At 62.5% G+C, this 22,423-nt stretch carries 21 protein-coding genes; 11 read left to right on the top strand and 10 right to left on the bottom strand.

Annotated features, from left to right (window positions below; all coding sequences use genetic code 11):
- Window positions 1–53: 53 nt before the first annotated feature.
- Both HYE77_RS18085 and zapE read right to left on the bottom strand, forming a co-directional pair.
- Complete coding sequence (locus HYE77_RS18085) at window positions 54–1,376, bottom strand: leucine-rich repeat-containing protein kinase family protein (protein ID WP_177069081.1); 1,323 nt, start codon at window positions 1,374–1,376, stop codon at window positions 54–56.
- 10 nt (window positions 1,377–1,386) lie between these two features.
- Window positions 1,387–2,502, bottom strand: coding sequence for a cell division protein ZapE (gene zapE, locus HYE77_RS18080; protein WP_177037125.1), 1,116 nt, complete (start codon window positions 2,500–2,502; stop codon window positions 1,387–1,389).
- 229 nt (window positions 2,503–2,731) lie between these two features.
- Between zapE and HYE77_RS18075 the strand changes: the two genes are divergently transcribed.
- The 7 genes from HYE77_RS18075 to HYE77_RS18045 are packed head-to-tail and all read left to right on the top strand — an operon-like array spanning window position 2,732 to window position 9,066.
- The gene (locus tag HYE77_RS18075; RefSeq protein ID WP_218166240.1) at window positions 2,732–3,223 is read left to right on the top strand and encodes a spore coat U domain-containing protein; all 492 of its coding nucleotides are present in this window, start codon (window positions 2,732–2,734) and stop codon (window positions 3,221–3,223) included.
- Window positions 3,217–3,759 carry a spore coat protein U domain-containing protein gene (locus tag HYE77_RS18070; protein WP_003212440.1) on the top strand — a complete coding sequence of 181 codons (543 nt, stop codon included), beginning with the start codon at window positions 3,217–3,219 and terminating at the stop codon, window positions 3,757–3,759. The genes HYE77_RS18075 and HYE77_RS18070 overlap by 7 nt, the downstream gene beginning before the upstream one ends.
- An 18-nt stretch (window positions 3,760–3,777) precedes the next feature.
- Complete coding sequence (locus HYE77_RS18065; protein ID WP_032898768.1) at window positions 3,778–4,314, top strand: spore coat protein U domain-containing protein; 537 nt, start codon at window positions 3,778–3,780, stop codon at window positions 4,312–4,314.
- Window positions 4,315–4,318: 4 nt separating this feature from the next.
- Window positions 4,319–4,819 (top strand): spore coat U domain-containing protein, encoded by a 501-nt coding sequence (locus HYE77_RS18060; protein ID WP_177069080.1) that lies wholly within the window; start codon window positions 4,319–4,321, stop codon window positions 4,817–4,819.
- Window positions 4,820–4,845: 26 nt separating this feature from the next.
- Complete coding sequence (locus tag HYE77_RS18055; RefSeq protein WP_003212447.1) at window positions 4,846–5,631, top strand: molecular chaperone; 786 nt, start codon at window positions 4,846–4,848, stop codon at window positions 5,629–5,631.
- 41 nt (window positions 5,632–5,672) lie between these two features.
- On the top strand, window positions 5,673–8,066 hold the full coding sequence (locus HYE77_RS18050; RefSeq protein ID WP_177069079.1) for a fimbria/pilus outer membrane usher protein: 2,394 nt from the start codon (window positions 5,673–5,675) through the stop codon (window positions 8,064–8,066).
- Window positions 8,067–8,082: 16 nt separating this feature from the next.
- On the top strand, window positions 8,083–9,066 hold the full coding sequence (locus tag HYE77_RS18045) for a spore coat protein U domain-containing protein (protein WP_371316159.1): 984 nt from the start codon (window positions 8,083–8,085) through the stop codon (window positions 9,064–9,066).
- Here the strand turns inward: HYE77_RS18045 and HYE77_RS18040 are convergent.
- The gene (locus HYE77_RS18040; protein WP_003212454.1) at window positions 9,063–9,815 is read right to left on the bottom strand and encodes an anti-sigma factor; all 753 of its coding nucleotides are present in this window, start codon (window positions 9,813–9,815) and stop codon (window positions 9,063–9,065) included. The two genes, HYE77_RS18045 and HYE77_RS18040, sit on opposite strands and share 4 nt — an antisense overlap.
- On the bottom strand, window positions 9,812–10,318 hold the full coding sequence (locus HYE77_RS18035) for an RNA polymerase sigma factor (protein WP_003212456.1): 507 nt from the start codon (window positions 10,316–10,318) through the stop codon (window positions 9,812–9,814). The genes HYE77_RS18040 and HYE77_RS18035 overlap by 4 nt, the downstream gene beginning before the upstream one ends.
- Before the next feature lie 171 nt (window positions 10,319–10,489).
- Here HYE77_RS18035 and HYE77_RS18030 point away from each other — a divergent pair, with 171 nt between their 5' ends.
- On the top strand, window positions 10,490–11,572 hold the full coding sequence (locus HYE77_RS18030; RefSeq protein ID WP_087694665.1) for a catalase family peroxidase: 1,083 nt from the start codon (window positions 10,490–10,492) through the stop codon (window positions 11,570–11,572).
- A complete protein-coding gene (locus HYE77_RS18025) occupies window positions 11,569–12,108 on the top strand; it encodes a cytochrome b (RefSeq protein ID WP_003212459.1) in 540 nt (179 codons plus the stop codon). Before HYE77_RS18030 ends, HYE77_RS18025 begins: the two co-directional genes overlap by 4 nt.
- A 55-nt stretch (window positions 12,109–12,163) precedes the next feature.
- On the opposite strand, the gene HYE77_RS18020 is transcribed toward HYE77_RS18025, so the two are convergent.
- Together HYE77_RS18020 and HYE77_RS18015 are read right to left on the bottom strand one after the other, a co-directional pair.
- Entirely contained in the window at window positions 12,164–13,315 is a 1,152-nt protein-coding gene (locus HYE77_RS18020; protein WP_008431496.1) for a M14-type cytosolic carboxypeptidase, read from the bottom strand.
- Between the two features lie 466 nt (window positions 13,316–13,781).
- A complete protein-coding gene (locus tag HYE77_RS18015) occupies window positions 13,782–14,144 on the bottom strand; it encodes a DUF6124 family protein (protein ID WP_003212463.1) in 363 nt (120 codons plus the stop codon).
- A 129-nt stretch (window positions 14,145–14,273) separates the two neighbouring features.
- Between HYE77_RS18015 and HYE77_RS18010 the strand changes: the two genes are divergently transcribed.
- Window positions 14,274–14,921: a LexA family transcriptional regulator gene (locus HYE77_RS18010; protein ID WP_177021354.1), complete on the top strand. Its 648-nt coding sequence runs from the start codon at window positions 14,274–14,276 to the stop codon at window positions 14,919–14,921.
- Here the strand turns inward: HYE77_RS18010 and HYE77_RS18005 are convergent.
- Genes HYE77_RS18005 through HYE77_RS17990 form a run of 4 tightly spaced genes read right to left on the bottom strand, consistent with a single transcriptional unit; the run spans window position 14,918 to window position 20,459 of the window.
- The gene (locus HYE77_RS18005; protein WP_177069078.1) at window positions 14,918–16,855 is read right to left on the bottom strand and encodes an acetyl/propionyl/methylcrotonyl-CoA carboxylase subunit alpha; all 1,938 of its coding nucleotides are present in this window, start codon (window positions 16,853–16,855) and stop codon (window positions 14,918–14,920) included. The genes HYE77_RS18010 and HYE77_RS18005 overlap by 4 nt on opposite strands.
- Window positions 16,852–17,658: a gamma-carboxygeranoyl-CoA hydratase gene (locus HYE77_RS18000; protein WP_177069077.1), complete on the bottom strand. Its 807-nt coding sequence runs from the start codon at window positions 17,656–17,658 to the stop codon at window positions 16,852–16,854. The genes HYE77_RS18005 and HYE77_RS18000 overlap by 4 nt, the downstream gene beginning before the upstream one ends.
- A gap of 15 nt (window positions 17,659–17,673) precedes the next feature.
- Window positions 17,674–19,281, bottom strand: coding sequence for a carboxyl transferase domain-containing protein (locus HYE77_RS17995; protein ID WP_177069076.1), 1,608 nt, complete (start codon window positions 19,279–19,281; stop codon window positions 17,674–17,676).
- Between the two features lie 14 nt (window positions 19,282–19,295).
- Window positions 19,296–20,459, bottom strand: a complete 1,164-nt coding sequence (locus HYE77_RS17990; RefSeq protein WP_003212472.1) for an isovaleryl-CoA dehydrogenase — start codon at window positions 20,457–20,459, stop codon at window positions 19,296–19,298.
- A gap of 145 nt (window positions 20,460–20,604) precedes the next feature.
- On the opposite strand from HYE77_RS17990, the gene HYE77_RS17985 reads away from it, so the two are divergent.
- A complete protein-coding gene (locus HYE77_RS17985; RefSeq protein WP_177069075.1) occupies window positions 20,605–22,236 on the top strand; it encodes an AMP-binding protein in 1,632 nt (543 codons plus the stop codon).
- Window positions 22,237–22,423 lie beyond the last annotated feature (187 nt).

The raw sequence follows: 22,423 nt of genomic DNA, 5'->3' as shown, positions 1-22,423 counted from the left end.
CATGTATTGACTGACACACCGCATTCTCGAGCAAGCCCGCTCCCACATTGGGTTTAGCTGAGTTTGGAAGACTGCAACAGGGTTGTGATTTCCTCGAACCCGGGCCGGGCCAGCACATCCGGCTGGCAGCAGTTGTCCCGCAAGGTTTCCAGCGCCACGCGCTTTTCCTCGCTCAACCCCGCATCAATCCTTTCCAGCAATTCCCCCAGCAACACCCCGAACGCCCTGACTTCGATGCGCTGCAACGCGCGGGTTTCCTGGCTGTCGACCGTGGCGTGAAACGACGCTGCACCAAAGTCCCCAAGCAGACATTCACCGGCTTCATTCCACAGAATGTTGTGGCCGTACAGATCACCGTGGGTGATGCCTTGCGCGTGCAGGTGCGCCGCCACCGAGGCGATGCCCCGGGCCATGCGCAGCGCAACGTCTGCGCTGAAACGGGTGGTGGGCTCGTAGATATCCCGGGTGCACGACGCCAGGCTCGGCAGCGCCGCAAGGTTGCGATAGTTCGGTTCGATCAGTTGCATCACCAGTGCCGCCTGGCCTTCCGGGTGGTCGACGACACGGCCTTCTACCTTGATCAGGTTGGCATGCAGTCCGGCGGCGATGCAGGCGTGCATTTCGTGCAGGGGCGAGCCGTCACTGGTAATGCTGCCTTTATAGAGTTTGACCGCGACCGCCTTGACCGGCCCGTTTGACGGGGCCCAGTACGCTTTGCGGATGATTCCGGAAGCGCCTTCCCCCAGCACTTCGCTCAATTCCAGCTCGGACCAGGGAATGTTTGGCGTCGCGTCATGGCGGGCCTCTTCCACGGCCATCTCTACCGGATTACCGGCGTAGGCCAGCCAGGTCAGGCTCGGCAAACCCAGCAACCAGTCCGGCAGGCGGGTCATGCGGTTGGAAGCGATGCGGATCAGTTCGAGGTTTTTGCACTGGGCGAGGCTTTGCGGCAACTGCTCCAGGTGGTTACCGGCCAGCATCAGTTTTTGCAGCAAAGGCCGTTCACCCAGTTCGTCCGGCAATTGGCTGATGTGGTTATCGGTGAGGATCAGCCAGCGCAGCAAGGGTGGCAGCGACGTCGCCGGGACACTGCTGATCTGGTTCGACTTGAAGCCGATCATGCTCAACTGCGCGCACTGGCCCAGGCATTGCGGCAGTTCGGTAAAGGCGTTTTCCGAACAGAACAGCACGCGCAAATGGGGCAGGCGGTGCAGGTCATCCGGCAGGCTGCTCAGGGCATTGCCGGTCAGGTTGAGGATTTCCAGGGAGTCGGCCAGGTCGAAGATTTCCCGAGGGAACTCGGTCAGCCCACAGCGCAGGTCCAGGCGTTTGATACCGGCCAGTTGGCCGGCCTTGAGTTGGGCAAGGGTATCCATGAACGGCGCGTCACTCGGCAATAGGGGCGTGAATGGCGCTCATGATAGCGGGTTGCGGCCCGATCTTCTGCAACTGCCCCAGGCGGCTGGCGGTGCGCGCCAAATCGATGGCCTGGCCGCTCAGGGATTGCTCCAGCGGCTGCTCGCCGATCAGCACCAATTGCTTGTCCTGGTCGTAGAGCACGTCCACCAGGTTGATGAACCGTTGCTGGGCGGCAATCGGACAGTCCGCCAGGTGCGGCAGGCCGTCGATGATCCAGCGTTCATAGTCGCGGCACAGCTGCAGGTAGTCCATGACGGCGGTCGGTTGTTCGCACAGGTCGCTGAAGGTGAAGGCAATGCTGCGGTCCTGGTGCCAGCGGGCAGTCAATTGCCGGGCTCCGACGGTCAGGCTGACCGGGGCCTGATCCGCTGACGGCAGGCCCAGGGCTTGGCGTTGCGCGGCAGTCCCCGGCCACACGAACTGGCCAGCGCTGAACCGCTGATCGCCATGGGCCTGGGCCAGGCTGCGAAAATCCTGGGGGGCGCTGACTTCCATGACGTCCATGCGCGCGCTGATCAGCTCGATCACCGGCTTGAACCGCTGATGGTACAAGGGGTTCGGCAGCAACCCGGCGGGCGGATAATTGGAGGTTACCAGCACCCAGACTCCGCGCCGGAACAGGGCCTTGAACAGGCGGCTGATCAGCATCGCATCGCCGATATCATGTACGTGAAACTCGTCGAAGCACAGCACGCGGCAGCCATCGAGCAACTCATCCAGGGTCACGGCCAATGCATCGCGCTGCTGGCGATGGGCAAACATTCCCTGGTGCAGACGGGCGAAAAAGTCGTGGAAGTGCACGCGCTGTTTCTCGGCAATCGGCAACGCCTGGAAAAAGCCGTCCAGCAACCAGCTCTTGCCCCGGCCGACGGCGCCGTGCAGGTACAGGCTGCGGGTAGGGCGCCCGGCCAGCAGATGGTCGGTTTGCCGGGACATGGTCTCGATCACCTGTTGCTGGCTTGGACTGAGGGTATAGCCCTGTTGCCGGGCCTTGCCCTGGAAGAATGCGCTGATACCGGGGGCGGCGGTGGTCGCCGCGGTTTTACCCAGCAACCGTTTGAGCAGGGGCGGTAAAGCAGCCAATGTCAGTCACTCTGTGTTTCGGTGGTCGCTCACTTTAGAGCGCCGGTCGCGGTTTGACCAATAGAGAAGCACGGCGCGAGCTATCTGGAAAAGGCATGGGTCAATGGATCCAAAACACCGACCTGACTGGCGGATTCCCTTCAAGTGACTAACCTCATACACAGCAGTCACCCCTGTATAAGGATTTGGGGCAGTGAAGGGACACGCAGTCTTGGCAATCATGAGCGCGATGCTCTGCAACACGGTTTATGGTGCCCAGCTCCAGGTTGAGGTGCGTATCGACGTGCAGCGGGGGTGCCAATTGGTCGGCACCACGCGTGAAGCAGGGATCGAGCAGCTCGGCGTACTGGATTTCGGCAGCGGCTCCCGGCTGGATGACCCGGCAGGCCCGTTGAGTGCAGCCTTGATCAGCCAGCGCCAGCCACGCCTGGAGTGCAACCCGGATACGCCGTATCAGATGCGTGTCGACGGCGGCCTGCATGGCGGCATCGGCGAAGTACGTTACCTGGGCGCTGCTGCCCCCTCGATCAAACCCATTCCCTATCGAATTTATGCCGATGCCGCACGCCGCATCCCCTTGGCCGTGGACGTACCGTTGAGCGGCCGTGTGCCCGATTCCGGCACGGTGGACTTGCCACTTTATGGACGCATCGAGCCGCTCAAGGAAATACCGGCCGTGGGGCGTTATTCCGACCTGCTCAAAGTGACGGTGACATGGTAAGCCGCGCCCTGGCCTGCATCGCGCTGGGCGGCCTGTTGCTCCTGGCCGAGGACGCCCAGGCGGCGGTCGCCGGGCAGATTCACGCACGGCTGGTGATTACCGCCAGTTGCCAGGTGAGCAAAGGCACCGACAGCGCGCCGGTGAGCCCGGATGGCGGCTCGGCCTTGCTGGATTTCGGCAGCCACGGACCCACTTGGGACAAGGGCCTGGGTGCCGGCATCAGTGATGGCGACAAGGCCGCGCTCGCTGTGTCCTGCAACCCGTCGGTGGTGAGCAGTTTCACCGTGACCATCGACGGCGGCGCCCATGGCGACGGCATCACCCGGCGCTTGAGCAATGGCCGGCAAACCATACCGTATCGGCTGTCGGCCGATCCTGCGGGCCGAAGCACCTACAGCATCGGCCAGCAACGCAATTTCGTCGTGACCAAGGGCGCACAGGTACCGATCCCGGTATTCGGCTCGGTGGTGGCGAATACCAGGGCCCTACCGGCCGGCATCTACACAGACACCCTGACGGTGACTCTGGATTGGTAATTCATGAGGATGGACATCATGCATGCACTTGTATCTAAAGCAGTTCTCCCATTGGTCGCACTGGCCTGGGTATCGGGTGCCCAGGCGGCCACGACGGTCACCGGGCAGATCAGCTCCACGCTGATCCTGACCAACAGTTGCCTGGTCAACGGCGTGGGCGGCACCACCGGTTTGAACTTCGGTACGATCAATTTCGGTACCACCAACAGCCAGTTCACCACGCAGTCCGGCCAGGTGCTGGGTGGCGGTGGAGGCGCGTTGTCGATCCAGTGTTCCTCGGGCACCTCGCCGGTGATCACCGTGGGCGCGGGCTCCCATGACGGCCAGTCCACGGGCGGCACCCGGGCGCTGTACGACGGCGTGGCCAACTATGTGCCGTATGACTTCTACACCGACACCGGGCATTCGACGCTCCTGGCGATCAACGGAACGATCAACGTAGGTGCGAGCACGGGCGTTGCGCAAACCGTGAACATCTACGGCCAGGCCGTGGGCAAGGCAGGTCTGCCGGCGGGTACCTACACCGACACGGTGTCGGTGCAACTGACGTTCTAGTGCCATGAAGCGGGCCTGCTGGGCGACGCTGGCGGTCATCACGGGTTGGGGGATGCCGTTGTCGTTGCTGGCGGTGACCAACCAGACGATCCAGGTCAGCGCGACGATTGCCGCAGGCTGCCTGGTGGTGGGCGGCGGCACGAACTACGGCAGCCTGGCGTTCGGCAGCTATTCGTCGTTGTCCACCAGCACGGTGTCGGTGGCGCTGAGCAGCGGGGTAACGCTGCAATGCACTCCGGGAGTCACCTTGAACATGAGCGTCAACGGCGGCTTGTACAACGCCAGTGGCCGGCACATGCAACTCAATAGCGGCAGTGCCCAAGTGGCGTACCAGCTGTTTCAGGACGCGGCCCTGAGCCAGAGCCTGGGGATCAGTCAAAGCGTCAGCGTGGCCTACAGCAACGCGAACAATATAACCCTGCCGATTTACGGCCGGGTGGTGTTACCGGGTAATCAGCCTGGGGGGACGTACAGCGACGTGCTGCAGGTGCAGCTGTCCTGGTAAGGCGATTGGCATGAGGAGTGGAATCTATGTTTGCAGCTTCCCGGCGGTATTGGGTTGCGGGTTTTATCGGTCTGGTGGCGTTGGGCGCCGGGCAGGTCCAGGCCGCCAGTTCGGTGCTGATCTGGCCCATTGATCCGGTGCTGGAGGCCGATCAACAGGCCAGCGCCTTGTGGTTGGAGAACCGCGGTACAGAGACTGCCAACCTGCAGATCCGGGTATTTGCCTGGAGCCAGGGCGGGTTTGACGAGCAGTACCAGAACCAGCGCGACGTGATCGGCAGCCCGCCGGTGGCGAAGATCGAACCGGGGCAGAAGCAATTGGTGCGCCTGACCCGGACCCGGGAAGTGCCGCCGGGCCAGGAGTTGGCCTATCGGATCATCATCGACGAAATCCCCGCCGCCACCCCTGAAACCCCCGCAGCCGATGGCAAGACGGCCGCAGCCATCCGCTTTCAGATGCGTTATTCGGTGCCGTTGTTCGCCTACGGCGCAGGCCTGTGGAGCAAGGAAGACGCGACGCGCCAGCGCGACCCCAAGGGCGCGGGCAAGCCTGACCTGAGCTGGAAAAAAGTCACCGTCGGCGGGCGCAACTATGTGGAGATGCGCAACCAGGGCGCGGTGCACGCGCGGCTCACCGATGTGGCGTTCAAACAGGGCGGGCAGACCCGGCCGCTGGTAGACGGCCTGCTCGGCTATGTACTGCCGGGCGCAACCATGCGCTGGCCGGTGCCACAAGGTGTCGCGGGCGATCAGCCGCTGCAGGTGCGAGTCAATGGCGCAGCGCAACTGGAGAACCTTGCGCCGGGACGGTAACGCAATGGAATAGGGCATGGAGCAGCCCTTGGTCTTAACGGATGGAGATGTCCATTGATGGACACAATGCCTTGGTGAGCCATGGTTGGGCTCGTAGTCGATGGCGATCGGTGTGGGTGGTGGGCGGCCTGGCGGGCCTGGTGCTTGCGCCGCTTGGCGTGGCCGCGCCGTTGCCGCCGCCGCCCAGCAACATGGAGGCTGTTGCCGATGCACAGTTGTTCCTCGAACTGGTGGTCAACCAGATGGACACTGGCCGGGTGGTGGCCGTGGATCAGCGCGCCGGCGGCCTGTTTGTGCCGGCGGCCACCTTGCGGGACGTGGGCATGAAGCTGCCGGCCGAGATCACCACCGAGGTCGCGCTGGACCACCTGCCGGGCCTGCACACCGATTACGACAGCCAGGGCCAGCGCCTCATGTTGACGGTACCGCCGGCGTGGTTGCCGGCGCAGTTCATCGGCAGCCGCAACAACTACCCGCGCGCCCAGGCACTCACCAGTTTTGGTGCGTTGCTCAACTATGACGCTTACCTGAACGACACCGATGACGCCGGCACATACCTGGGCATTTTCAACGAAGTGCGGCTGTTCGATACCTGGGGCACCTTGTCCAATACCGGCCAATACCGCACCACCTTTGGCGGCCAGGCCAGCGGCAGCACTTTGAACAATGGCTACCGGCGCTATGACACCACCTGGCGCTTTTCCGACGATGAGCGCCTGCTGACCTACGAGGCGGGCGACGTGATCAGCAGCGCATTGCCGTGGAGCAGTTCGGTACGCCTGGGCGGGGTGCAAGTGTCGCGGGATTTCGGCGTACGCCCGGACCTGGTGACTTACCCCTTGCCACAATTTGCCGGGGAGGCGGCGGTGCCGTCGTCGGTGGACCTGTTCATCAATGGCTACAAATCCAGCAGCGCAGATCTGCAGCCGGGCCCTTACACCTTGACCAACGTGCCGTTTATCAACGGCGCCGGCGAAGCGGTGGTGGTCACCACCGATGCCCTGGGCCGGCAGGTGTCGACCACCGTGCCGTTCTACGTCACCAGTACGTTGTTGCAAAAAGGCCTGTCGGATTTTTCCGTGGCGGCCGGTAATTTGCGCCGCGGCTACACCATTCGGGATTTTGGCTACGGGCCGGGCGTGGCCAGCGGCACCTTTCGTTACGGGGTGTCGGACTACTTCACCCTGGAAAGCCATGCCGAAGCCTCAGGCGACCTGACCCTGGGCGGGCTCGGCGGCAACGTGCGGCTGGGCAACTTCGGGGTGCTCAATACCGCCCTCAGCCAAAGCCAGTTTGATGGCGAGACCGGCCAGCAACTGAGCTTCGGTTATCAATACAGCAACCAGCGCTATAGCCTGTCATACCAGCGAGTAGAACGCCGCGACCAATACGCCGACCTGACCCTGGTCGACACGCCTTATGCGAGCCTCAGCAAGCGCAGCGAGCAGGTGACCCTGAGCCTGAACCTCAACGATTTCGGCAGCATCGGTGCCGGCTATTTCGATGTGCAGGCGGCCGATGACTCCCGCACCCGGCTGATGAACCTCACCTGGAGCAAACAGCTGTGGCGCAACACCAGTTTCTACCTGTCGGCCAACCGCGAGGTCGGTGACAGCAACTGGGCCATGCAGGCGCAGTTGGTCATCCCGTTCGACATCTATGGCAGCCTGGCCTTGAGCAACGAGCGCAGCCAGGCCGGCGAGAGTCGCCAGCGGGTCAACTACAGCCGGGCGGTGCCGTCCGAAGGCGGCGTGGGCTACAACCTGGGGTATGCCAGTGGCGACGGCCCCGCCTATCGCCAGGCCGACCTGACCTGGCGCATGCAGTCGGTGCAATTGCAGGCGGGCGTCTATGGCAGCAGCGACGCCGAGACCCGCTGGGCGGATGCCAGCGGTTCGTTGGTGTGGATGGACAAGCAAGTGTTCGCGGCTAATCGGGTGAATGACGCGTTTGTGGTGGTGAGCACCGATGGTTATGCCGGGGTGCCGGTGCTTTACGAAAACCAGCTAGTGGGTGAAACCGATCGCAACGGGCATCTGCTGGTGCCGTGGAGCAGCGCTTATTACCGCGGCAAATATGAAATCGACCCGCTGAACCTGCCGGTCACCGTGCAGACGCCGAATGTCGAGCAGCGGGTGGCGGTGCGTCGCGGCAGCGGCTATTTGCTGGAATTCCCGGTGCGCCGGGTGATCGCGGCCAGTATCACCCTGGTGGATGCCCAGCATCAGGAACTGCCCCTGGGCAGCCAGGTGCGTCACGAGCAAACCGGCGCGCGGGCGGTGGTGGGTTGGGACGGCCTGGTGTACCTGGAGAACCTGGCGGCCCACAACACCTTGCAAGTCACTGTGGGTGAGGGCCGTACCTGCCAGGCAACGTTCGATCTGGATATCAACGAAGCACAGGTGCCGCTGATCGGGCCACTGGTTTGCCAATGAGATAAGGAGTGTGGGTGTGCGGGGCAAGGAATGCATAGTGGGGCTGCTGGTGCTGGCGGGGCTGGGCTTTTCGACACAGGTGATGGCCGCGTGCTCGGTGCCGGGAACCACCTCGCCGGCCGGCTTTGGCTCGATCAGTTCGATGACGGTGCGCACCGCTCCCCAGACCAGTTCCACCACCAATGCCGGCTTGAATTGTGGGGCCACGCTGATCTCGTTGCTGGCAGCCAATGATCACTTCTATGCAACCATCACGTCGGCCACCAGCGGCATGGTCGGCCCCACTGGGGATATCATCAGCTATACGATCTACGGCAGTAACAGCACCAGTTATCCGATCACCCGTGGAACCCAATTCGATTTCGGTGCCACCGGCATCGCCCAAAGCCTGGGGCTGGTATCCGGGCCGGGCACGAAAACCGTGCCGCTTTATCTGAGTTCCATCATCGGCAGCAATGTGGCGGCCGGCCTTTATACTGAGACACTAAGCATTGCCTGGACCTGGAATTATTGCTCGGTCCTCGGTGTGGGTTCTCTCTGTGTCATACGGGACACCGGCAGTGGCACGGCTTCCCTGACCGTCAGCATGACCGTGGCTAACGACTGCACAATCTCTGCACCCAACATCGCCTTCGGCAGTGCGCCGGTAGTCAGTGGTTTTTCCAGCGTGAACGGGCAGGCCACCATTGCCTGCACCAAGGGCAGCGCCTACACCGTGGGCATCAGCGATGGCCAGAACCCGGTGAGTGTGGGTGGGCAGCGGCGGATGGTATCTGGCAGCAATTTCCTGAATTACGACATTTTCAAAAGCGCCACCACCACCCGCTGGGGCAGCGTGAGCACCGCCCGGCGCGCCAGCTCAACGGCTGAGGTGAATCCCGGGAATGGCTTGGGTACCGGTAGCCAGGTGTTCAACTACAACGCCGCGATCTATACCAACCAGACAACACCGCCGGCCGGCACCTACGTCGATAACGTGGTGCTGGATGTGGCCTTCTAGAACCGCATCGTCTGCTTGAGCATCTGCGTGGTCGACGGGTCTTGCGGGCTGACCATCGCATAGTTGTATCCCGCGCCCGACCAGTATTCGGCCTGCAGCCCGTCGGCACTGCGGCTGCCACGGGGCAGGAATTTGTTTTCCGGGCCCGGCGGACGGATATAGAAACTGATGCGCCGCCCTTGGGGGTCTTCATACAGCACCATGGCCGCCGCGCCTTGTTCGGTGCTGAGCAGGCGCCCGCTGACCGCCTTGAACCCGGCCTGGCTCAGGTCCGGCAGGCGGTAGGCCTGGTTGAAGTAACGGTCGAGCCAGCCTTGCATGTCGCCACCGCTTTGCACGTGGTAGTCGGCGGGCAAGATGCCGTCCTGGGCAAACAGGCGGTAGGCCTGCATCGCGTCGCTCATGGGCGCCATGCTCTCGAGCAGCGTGGCCTGGCGGGCCTGCCAGCCGCCGAGGCCGCCGACACTGACGGCAATCAACAGCATGGCGGCGGTTGCGAGATGGCGGCGTGACTGGCGCTTGACCCGCTGGCGAATCAGGGCGGGGTCCAGCTCGGGGTTGGCGGGTTGTTGCAGTGCGCCGCTCAACGATGCCCGCAGGTGCTGCGCGTCCTGTTGCCAGGCGTGCACCTGGGCGGCGACGTCCGGGTGGGCCGCCAGCCAGGTTTCGAGCTGGCGGCGGTCGGCGTCCAGGAGTTGGTGATCGACGTAGGCATGTAAATCGCGTTCGCTGGGAGGCAGGCTGATCATTTGAGTATCCGCAGGGCAGGGCTGGTGATTTCGCCGTCGCTGAGCTGGCGCAGGGCCTGGCGCGCGCGCGACAGGCGAGACATCACGGTGCCCACGGGCACCTCGAGGATGTCGGCGACTTCTTTGTAGCTCAAGCCTTCCACCGAGACCCACAGCAGCAGGGCGCGCTGTTCGGTGTTCAATTTGTCGAAGGCTTGCAGGGTCGATTGCGCGATGACGGTGCGCTCGACCGACGGCTGCGAATCATCGCGGCCGGTGAAAAATTCCAGCATGCGTGTGTACCGCCGGGAGCGCCGATGGGCGTCGAGGAACTGCCGGTAGAGGATCGAGAACAGCCAGGCGCGCAAGTCGCCTTCGAGGCGTTTGTCGGCCCAACTGATGATCGCGCGCTCAAGGCTCGCCTGCACCAGGTCGTCGGCGCTGCTGGTGTTACGCGTCAGGGACACGGCAAAACGCCGTAACCTGGGGATGAGTTCACGTAACTGTTCGTCGAGTTCGTGCATGGGATTCTGGCTAGTCACTACGCTGGGACTAGGAAGACGTCCGGCGTTGAAGGTTATTCCAGGCCAATAAAAATAAACAGCAGGCCAGGGAATAGAGTGCGCTGGCGTTCGTCCCAAGTGTTCCGACCTTATGTTTCACCCACTCAAGGCCTTGGGCCCTGGAGTTATTTCATGGTAGATCACTCATCACCGCCCCGTCCGCCGCTGAGCACCGCAAGCCTGATAATTCGGTTGGCCAGCATCGGCGTGGTGGTTGCCGTCGTGGCCGGGGCGTTTGCCTACGTTAACGGAAGCCTCGACCCACAGCGGTTGCGTCCCAAAACCCTGGTCAATGCCTTGGAAACCAACAACGGCTTGCACCCTGGCTACCGGCGTAACCATGCCAAGGGCGTGTGCGTGGCCGGTTATTTCGAGAGCAGCCCCGAGGCGCGCCAGTACTCCAGTGCCCAGGTATTCAGCGAGGCGCGTACCCCGGTTATCGGGCGTTTTGCGCTGCCCAGCGGCAACCCGTATGCGCCGGACAGCAGCGTGCCGATCCGCAGTTTTGCCTTGCAGTTCAACTTGGTCAACGGCCAGCAATGGCGCACCGGGATGAACAGCATGCCGGTGTTCCCGGTGGGCACGCCCGAGGCCTTCTTCGAGATGCTCAAGGCCGGCGCACCTGACCCGGCCACCGGCAAGCCGAACCCGGCAGGCATGCCGGCGTTCTTCGCGGCGCACCCCGAGACCGCGCCGTTCCTGGCCTGGGTCAAGACCGCCAAGCCGTCTGCCAGCTATGCCACTGAAACCTATAACGGCATCAACGCGTTTTACCTGGTAAACGCCAGCGGCCAACGCCAGGCCGTGCGCTGGGGCGTCGTACCGCAAAGCCAGGATGCTGCGGGGGCCACGGCGCCCGCCGGCAGCGACTTCCTCGAAAAAGACCTGGCCCAGCGCCTGGTGGCCGGGCCGTTGCGCTGGCAGTTGAACCTCACCCTGGCCAACCCGGGCGATCCGGTGGATGACGCCAGCAAGACCTGGACCGGTGAGCACAAGGTGCTGAATGCCGGGACCCTGGTGCTGGAAAGCAGCCAGCCGCAAATGGACGGTGATTGCCGTGACATCAACTTTGATCCACTGGTGCTGCCGAGCGGTATCGAAGCCTCGAATGACCCATTGCTGGCCGCCCGTTCGGCGGCGTACGCCAGTTCCTACCTGCGTCGCACCAGCGAAGTCAGCCAGCTGCACAGCGCCCCTCAGGAGTCGAAGCCATGAATGCCCAACCCCGGTTTTTCGCCCCGCTGGCGCGGCTGCTGCATTGGCTGATGGCGTTGATGATCATCGCCATGCTGTTTATCGGCGCGGGCATGGTGGCCTCGGTTTCCGAACGCCATGAGTGGCTGATCCACCTGCACAAGCCGCTGGGCATTGCGATCCTGGCGCTGGTGATCGTGCGCCTGGTGGTGCGTTTTTCCACGCGCCAGCCGCCGCTGCCTGCCGACTTGCCGCTGTGGCAAGTGCTGGCGGCCAAGGCCTCCCACGTGGTGCTGTATGCGTTGATGCTGGTGTTGCCGCTGCTGGGCTGGGCGATGATTTCAGCGGCCGGCGACCCGGTGATGCTCAGCAGTTCGGTGCAGTTGCCGGCGCTGGTGGGGGCGAATGCGCCGTTGTTTGCCGTGTTGCGCAAGGCTCACGGTTACCTGGCGTATTTGCTGTTTCTGACGGTGTTGTTGCACCTGGCGGCGGCGCTGTTCCACGGTTTGATCCGGCGTGATGGTGTGTTGCAAAGCATGACCGGCAGCAAGGACTGAAGCCTTCCCCGGCGACGGTTGCTGTGATGCAGCCGTCGCCGGGATCGTGGATGTATTAGCGCAATACGCCGACGATATCCGCCACGCTGCTCAACACGTCCTTGCCCAACTGCATCGAGCGTTTGCCCGACCAGCCAGTGTGCGGGTTGGGCGCGTCGTCGTTGTCCTTGAAGGGCATTTCCAGGGTCAGGGACAGGCAATCGAACTTCTCGCCGACGCTGTTGCACGCCAGGGTCATATTGGCTTCGCCCGGCAGGTCGCGGGTGTAGCCATGCGCGGTCTGAAAATCCCGGGTGAGGTTGCTCAGGTGGCTGCGGAAGTGTTTTTCCAACTGCTCGATACGTGGCGTGTAGCCCGGGTTGCCTTCACAACCGGCGGTGAACACATAGGGGATTTCCTCGTCGCCGTGGATATCCAGGAACAGGTCAACGCCGTACTTTTCCATTTGTTGCTGGACGAACAGTACTTCGGGGCTGATCTCCTGGCTCGCACTCTGCCAGGCGCGGTTGAGGTCCTGGCCCATGGCGTTGGTGCGCAGATGCCCATGGAACGCGCCATCGGGGTTCATGTTCGGTACCAGGTACAGGTCGGCGGCGGCCAGGAGCTTTTTCAGCTCGGCGTCACCGTCCTGTTGCAGGCGCTCGATGATGCCTTCCATAAACCATTCGGCCATGTGCTCGCCGGGATGCTGCTGGGCGATGATCCAGACCTTGCGCTTGTTGGCCTCGCCCTTGCCACGGCGCAGCAGTTGGATATCACGGCCTTCGACACTTTTGCCGGTGGCCAGCAATTGCGTGCCGGCGCGGTTCAGCGCCTGGTCGATCAGCCAGTCGTGGCGTTCGCGGCTGTAGGGTTCGAAGTAAGCGAACCAGGCCTGTTTTTCACGGGTTTCGAGGGTGATGTGCAGCGTTTCGCCATCAAAGCGGGTGGGCACCCGGAACCAGTTGATATGGTCGTAGGACGCCACGGCGTTGTAGCCGCTCCAGGCGTGCTTGTAAGACGAGTGGCCGGCATTGCTCAGGCGGAAGGTGTGGGTGTGACCCACGTGCATGCCTTCGGCCTTGAAGTGGAACCACTGGAAGTGCTGGCTGCGCGTATCGGGCTTTATCGCCAGCAGCAACTGGTGAGCATCACTGGCGTCGAGCACCTGGATATTGCCACTGTCGAAGTCGGTGCTGATCTTGATGGAGGTCAAGGCCACGGTCATAGTCTGGTTGCCTGAATATGAGTGTTGTGGCGGGCATTTTACACCGGAGCGGGGCAAAGCCTGGATGCAATTTTTGCGGGTGAAGAGGGGGCGTCGTCCATGACGCCGCCGCAGCTTAGAATCTATGAGATTGATTCTCAAGTGCTATTTTTGAAAGAACCGGCCTAGAGCGCTCGATCGACTTTCTTTTGGCGATGGTCTTTTGCTACCATGCGCGCCATCAAGCAACACACAGTCTTCATTAGCCTGAAGTCACGCCAGGGAAAAACTGGCAAAAAAAAGACCCGGCCAAAGAGCCGGGTCAAAAACCGTGATTAGCCTGATGAGGAGATATTCCAAGAGTCCGACCTAAGGTCTCTTGGTCTATCGACTGATCTCGCGATCAGCTAGGTCCAATAATAATCATTATCATTTGCAAGTCAAATGTTTTTATCCCTCGGATAGAAATATTTTTCCCGCGTGCCTGTTACAGGCTGGCCGGCTGTTCGGCACCCCTCGCCGAAAGCCGCAGTGACCGCTCCACCATCACCTTCGCCATATCAATCAAATAGACCACTGAAAACGCCAGGTCCCGGCTATTGCCGTGGGCGCTGTTTGCCGATTCGTACGCAGTGGCCGCGGCGCTGCGCAGCAGGTCGGAGGCGTGGACCAGGGCCTCCTCGTCGCTGATGCCGGGCTTGACCTCGAACAACGTATCGTCAACGGAGGGCGGTGCGGCATCCTCTTTCAGGTAATAGTCCAGCGCGCGTTGGGCGGCGCCACTGCTGCGCAGGAACAGCCGCTCGTCTTCATCGCAGGTGTCGGGCAGGGTATACGAGGTGGTCGTCATAAGGGCAGTGCTCTGTGTGGGTGTCGAAAGCCTGCAATCGATATTAGTACTAATCGTATTTATGGCGTTTTATTGATTACTACAAACTGTTTATTGTCGTGGTGAGTACACAACGTATTGTCAGGGCCCATGGATAAATGGATAGCGTTGGTCAAGGCCAACATGAAAGACCGCAAGGTCACGCAGGACCAACTGGCGTCGCGCCTGGGCATGTCTCAGGGCGGGGTCGGCCACTGGCTGAACAAGCGTCGGGTGCCGAGCCTTGCCGATATGAACCGGGTGATGCAGGAGCTGGGCCTGGATGGGCTCGAGGTCGCGCTGGTGGTTCGCGAAAAAGCGCTCGCGGCGGTTGCCGAGGAACTGCAGCCGGCGCCGCACTACAACCCGAATTACCGTTACCCGGTGAGCGAAGGGAAGGGAGGCTACCCATTGCAGGAAGAACCTCGGCCGTACGGCGTTACTCGTTTTCAGATGAGCGACTATCAGGCCCGTGGCAAGGCGTTCTGGATGCGCGTGACTGGCGACGCCATGACCGCCCCCAGCGGCTTGAGTATCAATGAAGGCACGATGATTCTGGTGGACCCGGCCATCCAGCCCGAGCCCGGCAAACTGGTGGTGGCCCAATGGGCATTTGATTCCCAGGCGATCTTGCGCAAATGGGTCAGGCAGAGCGGCCAGCTTTACCTGGTGCCGCTCAACCCTACTTACCCGAAGATGCTGTTCAGTGAAGAGTGCCGGATCATCGGCGTGGTGGCGCAGGCGGTCACGAGGTTTTAACTCGCGGCTTCCAGCTCCACCAGTGCGCTGCCTTCACCGACCATTTCGCCTTCCTGGCAGTACAGCGCCTTGACCACGCCGGCATGGGGCGCGCGAATGCTGTGTTCCATCTTCATGGCCTCCAGCACCACCAACTGCGTACCGGGTTCAACGGTTTGCCCGACTTCCACCAGCACTCGCACGATGCTGCCGTTCATCGGTGCGGTCAGGCCGCCCTGATGGGACTGGCTGGCGTCGACGGCGGCAATGGGGTCGAACAGGCTGACACTGTGCACCTCGCCGTCCCAGCGCAAAAACACACTGCCGCCCTCGCGTACCGCCAGATGGGAGCGGCGCACGCCGTGCTGGTCGATCAGCAATTGTTCGCCGTGCAACTGGGGCGGGTTGACGCCGGCTTGCAGCATTACCAGGCGATCCTGGCCGTTGCAGCTCAGGTGCAGGGAAACCTCGCCCGGCAAGCCTGCGCGAAAACCTCGGGTGTCGGCCCAGGGCGAACGGGTGTCAGTGCTCGGTTGGGTCTGCATGAACGCCTGGCCGGCGGCCTGCCAGAATGCCTCACTCAATTCGCCAGGCGCCGGCAGCAGCTCATCCTGATAACGCGGGATAAACCCGGTATCGAGCTCGGCAGCGGCAAACGCCGGATGGCCGATGATGCGTCGCAAAAAGCCCAGGTTGGTCTTCAGTCCACCCACGGCAAATTCATCGAGCATGCCCAGCAGCCGCAGGCGCGCCTGTTCGCGGTCCTCGCCCCAGGCAATCAGCTTGCCCAGCATCGGGTCGTAGAACGGTGACACGTTGTCGCCTTGTTCGACGCCGCTGTCTACCCGGCGCCCGGGCCCTGGCGTGGATTCGCGGTACAGCGCCAGGTGCCCGGTGGCCGGCAGAAAATCGTTGGCCGGGTCCTCGGCGTACAGGCGCACTTCAATCGCATGCCCCAGCAGCGGCACTTGCTCCTGAGTCATCGGCAGCGGCTCGCCCTGGGCCACGCGGATCTGCCAGGCCACCAGGTCCAGGCCGATGATGGCCTCGGTCACCGGGTGTTCCACCTGCAGCCGGGTGTTCATCTCCATGAAGAAAAACTCGCCCCGGGCGTCCAGCAGAAACTCCACGGTGCCCGCGCCCACGTAGCCGATGGCCTGGGCCGCACGCACGGCCGCTTCGCCCATGGCCTTGCGCTGCTCGGCACTCAGGCCCGGCGCCGGGGCTTCTTCGACGACTTTTTGATGGCGGCGCTGGATCGAGCAATCGCGCTCATTGAGGTACAGGCAGTGACCGTGCTGGTCGGCGAACACCTGGATCTCCACGTGACGCGGCTTGAGCAAATACTTTTCCACCAGCATCTGCGCATTGCCAAAGGAGGACAGTGCTTCACGCTGTGCCGAGGCCAACGCTTCGGCCAGTTGGCTGACGTCCTCGACCACCTTCATGCCCTTGCCGCCACCGCCTGCCGTTGCCTTGAGCAGCACCGGGTAACCGATACGCTCGGCTGCCTGGCGGAAGGTCTCCAGATCCTGGGCGTCGCCGTGGTAACCGGGCACCAGCGGCACGCCGGCGGTGTCCATCAACGCCTTGGCGGCCGATTTGCTGCCCATGGCATCAATGGCCGAGGCGGGCGGGCCGAGGAAGATCAACCCGGCGGCTTCAATGGCGCGGGCAAACCCTGCGTTCTCCGAAAGAAACCCATAACCCGGGTGAATCGCCTGGGCGCCGCTGGCCTGGGCCGCGGCGATCAGTTTGTCGATTTGCAGGTAACTGTCGGCGGCCTTGCTGCCGCCCAGGTCCACACGAATATCAGCCTCGCGGGCGTGCCGCGCGTCACGGTCGGTGGCGCTGTGCACGGCCACGGTGGTCAGGCCCATGGCCTTGGCGGTACGCATCACCCGGCAGGCGATTTCGCCACGGTTGGCTACCAATACGGTAGTAAGCGTCTTCATGAACGCGGCTCCTGAGGCTGCCAGTTGGGCGCGCGTTTTTGCAGAAAGGCACGCAGGCCTTCCTGGCCTTCGGTGCTGACGCGGATCCGGGCGATGGAGTTTTCGCAGTAGCGACGCAACGCTGGCGTCAGGGCACCGTGGCCGACTTCCCGTAGCAGGTCCTTGCTGGCGCGCATGGCCGCCGGGCTGTTGAGCAGCAGATTGGTAATCCACAATTGGACGTGTACGTCCAACTCATCAGCGGGATAACTCTCCGCCAACAACCCGATTTCCCGCGCCCGCTGGCCGCCGAAGCGCTCTGCCGTGAGGGCATAGCGTCGGGCAGCCCGCTCACCGATAGCCTGCACCACGAACGGGCTGATCACCGCCGGCGCCAGGCCAATGCGCACTTCCGACAGGCAGAACTGCGCATCGTCGGCGCCAATCGCCATGTCGCAGCAACTGATCAATCCCAGGGCACCGCCGTAGGCCGCGCCCTGGACTACCGCCAGCGTCGGGATCTTCAGCTTGGCGAGGTTGTACATCAGCTCCGCCAGTTCTCGGGCATCGTCCAGGTTGGTGTGGTAATCCAGTTCGGCCGACTGCTGCATCCAGGCCAGGTCGGCGCCGGCGCTGAAGTGTTTGCCGCGCCCGCGCAGTACCAGAAAGCGCAGGGCCGGATCGCCTTGCACCCGATCCAGGGCAATGATCAGTTCGCGGATCATTTCGGCATTGAACGCGTTGTTCTTGGCTTCACGACTGAGCCACAGCGTGGCAAAGCCACGGGGGTCGGTGATCAGTTCGAGGGTGTTGAAATCGCTCATGGGGTGCAGCTCCATTTACATGCGGAACACGCCGAAGCGGCTCGGCTCGATGGGGGCGTTCAGCGCGGCGGACAGGGCCAGGGCGAGCACGTCGCGGGTCTGCAACGGGTCGATGACGCCGTCATCCCACAGCCGTGCGCTGGAGTAGTAGGGGTGGCCCTGGGTTTCGTACTGGTCGAGGATCGGCTGCTTGATTGCCGCTTCCTCATCGCTGCTGAAACCCTGGCCGGCGCGCTCGGCCTGCTCACGCTTGACCTGCACCAGCACGCCGGCGGCCTGTTCGGCGCCCATCACGCCGATGCGTGCGTTGGGCCACATCCACAAGAAGCGCGGGTCGTAGGCGCGTCCACACATGCCGTAGTTACCGGCGCCGAAGCTGCCGCCGATGATCACGGTGAACTTCGGCACCTTGGCACAGGCTACCGCTGTCACCAGTTTGGCGCCGTGCTTGGCGATGCCGCCGGCTTCGTATTTCTGGCCGACCATGAAGCCGGTGATGTTTTGCAGGAACAACAGCGGAATCCCGCGCTGGCAGGCCAGTTCGATAAAGTGCGCGCCTTTTTGCGCGGCCTCGGCGAAGAGGATGCCGTTGTTGGCCAGGATCGCAATCGGATAGCCGTGCAGGTGCGCAAAGCCGCACACCAGAGTGGTGCCAAACAACGCCTTGAATTCATCGAACACCGAGCCGTCCACCAATCGCGCGATCACCTCGCGTACATCGAACGGTTGCTTGGCGTCGGCCGGAATCACGCCGTACAGCTCTTCGCTGCTATAAAGCGGCGCCAGCGGCGTGCGTTGTTGCAATTGCCCCAGCTTGCGCCAGTTGAGGTTGGCCACACTGCGCCGAGCCAGGGCCAGCGCATGTTCGTCGCTGTCGGCATAGTGGTCGGCCACCCCGGAAATCTTGCAGTGCACATCGGCACCGCCCAGGTCTTCGGCGCTGACCACTTCTCCGGTCGCCGCCTTCACCAGCGGCGGGCCGGCGAGGAAGATGGTGGCTTGCTGGCGGACCATGATTGCTTCGTCCGCCATCGCCGGCACATAGGCACCACCGGCAGTGCAGGAGCCCATCACCACCGCGATCTGCGGGATGCCCTGGGCGCTCATGTTCGCCTGGTTGAAGAAGATTCGTCCGAAGTGCTCGCGGTCCGGGAACACTTCATCCTGACGCGGCAGGTTGGCGCCGCCGGAGTCCACCAGGTAGATGCACGGCAGGCGGTTCTGCTCGGCGATGGTCTGGGCGCGCAGGTGTTTCTTGACGGTCAGCGGGTAGTACGAGCCGCCTTTCACCGTGGCGTCGTTGGCGACGATCATGCATTCGACGCCTTCCACCCGGCCAATCCCGGCAATCACCCCGGCAGCGGGCACGTCTTCGCCGTACACCTGATAAGCCGCCAGCTGGCTAAGTTCAAGGAACGGCGAGCCAGGGTCGAGCAAGCGATTGATCCGCTCGCGGGGCAACAGCTTGCCCCGCGACGTATGCCGCTCCTGGGCCTTGGCGCCGCCGCCTTGCTGCACCTGGGCGAGCAGGGTATGCAGGGCGTCGGCCTGTTGGAGCATCGCCGCGCTGTTGGCGGCGAATTCCGCCGAGCGCGGGTTGAGCTGGGTGTGCAGGGTAGCCATGGTGCGCGCTCCGTTCAGCGGGTTTCGTTAAACAGTTCGCGACCGATCAACATGCGCCGGATCTCACTGGTGCCGGCACCGATTTCATACAGCTTGGCGTCACGCAATAGACGACCAGCCGGGAATTCATTGATATAGCCATTGCCGCCGAGAATCTGGATCGCGTCGAGGGCCATCTGGGTAGCGCGTTCGGCGCTGTAGAGGATCACGCCGGCGGCGTCCTTGCGCGTGGTTTCGCCGCGCTCGCAGGCCTGGGCCACGGCGTACAGGTAGGCGCGGCTGGCGTTGAGCTGGGTGTACATGTCGGCGACCTTGCCCTGGATCAGCTGGAACTCGCCGATGCTCTGGCCGAACTGCTTGCGGTCATGGATGTAGGGCACGATCAGGTCCATGCAGGCCTGCATGATCCCGGTCGGGCCGCCGGACAGCACAACGCGTTCGTAATCGAGGCCGCTCATCAGCACTTTCACGCCGCCATTGAGTGCGCCGAGGATGTTTTCTTCCGGCACTTCGACGTCATCGAAAAACAACTCGCAGGTGTTGGAGCCGCGCATGCCGAGCTTGTCGAACTTGTTGCTGCGGCTGAAGCCCTTCGAGTCGCGCTCGACGATAAACGCGGTGATGCCGTGGGCACCCTTTTCCAGGTCGGTCTTGGCGTAGATCACGTAGGTATTGGCATCAGGGCCGTTGGTGATCCAGGTCTTGCTGCCGTTGAGCACATACACACTGCCGCGTTTATCGGCGCGCAACTTCATGGAGACCACATCGGAGCCGGCGTTCGGCTCGCTCATGGCGAGTGCGCCGATGTGTTCGCCGCTGATCAGCTTGGGCAGGTATTTGAGTTTTTGCTCATGGGTGCCGTTGCGGTTGATCTGGTTGACGCAGAGGTTGGAGTGCGCGCCGTAGGACAACGCCACCGAAGCCGAGCCCCGGCTGATTTCTTCCATGGCCACCACGTGGGCCAGGTAGCCCAGGCCGGCGCCGCCGTATTCTTCCGGCACGGTGATGCCCAGCAGGCCCATATCGCCGAACTTGCGCCACATATCGGCGGGGAACAGGTTGTCGATATCGATCTGCGCAGCGCGCGGCGCCAGTTCCTTGGCCACGAAGGACTGCACCTGGTCGCGCAGCATGTCGATGGTTTCACCGAGGGCGAAGTTCAGGGAGGGGTAACTCATGGACGGGCACCTTCTAGCGTTGTTTTTGTATGGCCAATACGCCGGGGAGGGCGATCACCTTTACGTTAACGTAAACTTGCGTTGCGGGCCTGTCAATCGTAGTTTACGTTTACGTCAACCTACAAAAAAGACAACAGGGGTCGTTATGGATCAATCGAATCAGAGCTACAGCCGCGGCTGTCAGGACAAGGCCTTGCTGGCCATGACTATCGGCCAGGCCTTTGATCAAACGGTTTCGCGCTACTCCGACGGCGAAGCCTTGGTCGTGGGCCATCAACAGCGTCGCTACACCTGGCGGCAACTGGCAGAGACGGTTGACTTGCATGCACGTGCGTTCCTGGCCTTGGGGATGCAGGCCGGCGACCGCTTGGGCATCTGGGCCCCCAACTGCGCCGAGTGGTGCATCAGCCAGGTCGCCAGCGCCAAAATCGGCGTGATTCTGGTCAATATCAACCCGGCGTATCGCAGCAGTGAATTGGAGTACGTACTCAAGCAATCCGGTTGCCAGTGGTTGGTGTGCGCCGGGTCGTTCAAGACCTCCGATTACCACGGCATGTTGCAGGAGCTTCAACCTGACCTGCGCGGCATCATCAGCCTTGATCCCAGCCCGCCCCCGGGGTTTACGCCCTGGTCGCAATTGGCGGCCCTCGGGGCAGGCGTCCCGCCCGAGCAATTGCAGATCCGCCAGGCCGGCCTGCACTTCGATCAACCCGTCAATATCCAGTACACCTCCGGCACCACCGGCTTCCCCAAGGGCGCCACCCTCAGTCACCACAACATCCTCAATAACGGCTACATGGTTGGCGAAAGCCTGGGCCTGACGGCGCAAGATCGCCTGGTGATCCCGGTGCCGCTGTATCACTGCTTTGGCATGGTGATGGGTAACCTGGGCTGCATCACCCATGGCACCACGATGATCTACCCGAGTGACGGTTTCGACCCATTGCTGACCCTGGCTGCCGTCGCCGAAGAACAGGCCACCGGGCTATACGGGGTGCCTACCATGTTTATCGCCATGCTTGATCACCCGCGCCGCGCCGAGTTCGACCTGTCGCGCCTGCGCACCGGGATCATGGCGGGCGCCACTTGTCCGATCGAGGTGATGCGCCGGGTTATCAGCGAGATGCACATGAGTGAGGTGCAGATTGCCTATGGCATGACGGAAACCAGCCCGGTGTCGTTGCAGACCGGGCCGGATGATGACCTTGAGCGGCGTGTTACGACGGTTGGCCGGACCCAGCCACAGCTGGAAAGCAAGATTATCGATGACGCCGGTAACACGGTTGCTCGGGGCCAGGTAGGGGAGCTGTGTACCCGTGGCTACAGCGTGATGCTCGGTTACTGGAATAGTCCTGACAGCACTCGTGAGGCTATCGACGAGGCGGGCTGGATGCACACCGGCGACCTGGCGACCATGGATGAACATGGGTATGTGTGCATCGCCGGGCGTAACAAGGACATGATCATTCGCGGAGGTGAGAACGTGTACCCGCGGGAGTTGGAGGAGTTTTTCTTTACTCATCCGGCGGTGGCGGATGTGCAGGTGATCGGGATTCCGGATGAGCGTTACGGTGAGGCGATTGTGGCGTGGATCAAGTTTCATCCGGGGCATTTGGCTAATGAGCTTGAGCTGCAGACGTGGTGCAAGGGGCGGATTGCGCACTTCAAGATGCCCAAGCATTTCAAATTTGTGGATGAGTTTCCGATGACGGTGACGGGGAAGATCCAGAAGTTTCGGATGCGGGAAATTATGATTGAAGAGTTGAAGGGGGGGTGAGGGAGGGCGGGGTGTTTATCCGTTATTTAGGTAACGGCGGCTTATGGTTTCGCTCTTACAGCGAGTCACTTTGCAAAAGCGGCAAAGTAACCAAAGCGCTCTGCCCCGCCTGTCGGCGCCTCGCCTAGGCTCGGCGTTCCCTCACTCCGGCATTACTCCGCGGGCCGCCGCGACGGGCCATCCATGC

The sequence above is a fragment of the Pseudomonas sp. IPO3774 genome, from assembly GCF_013386835.1.
Classification (GTDB): Bacteria; Pseudomonadota; Gammaproteobacteria; order Pseudomonadales; family Pseudomonadaceae; genus Aquipseudomonas.
Note: the sequence above shows the minus strand (reverse complement) of the source record. Positions and strands in the feature narration are given on the sequence as shown.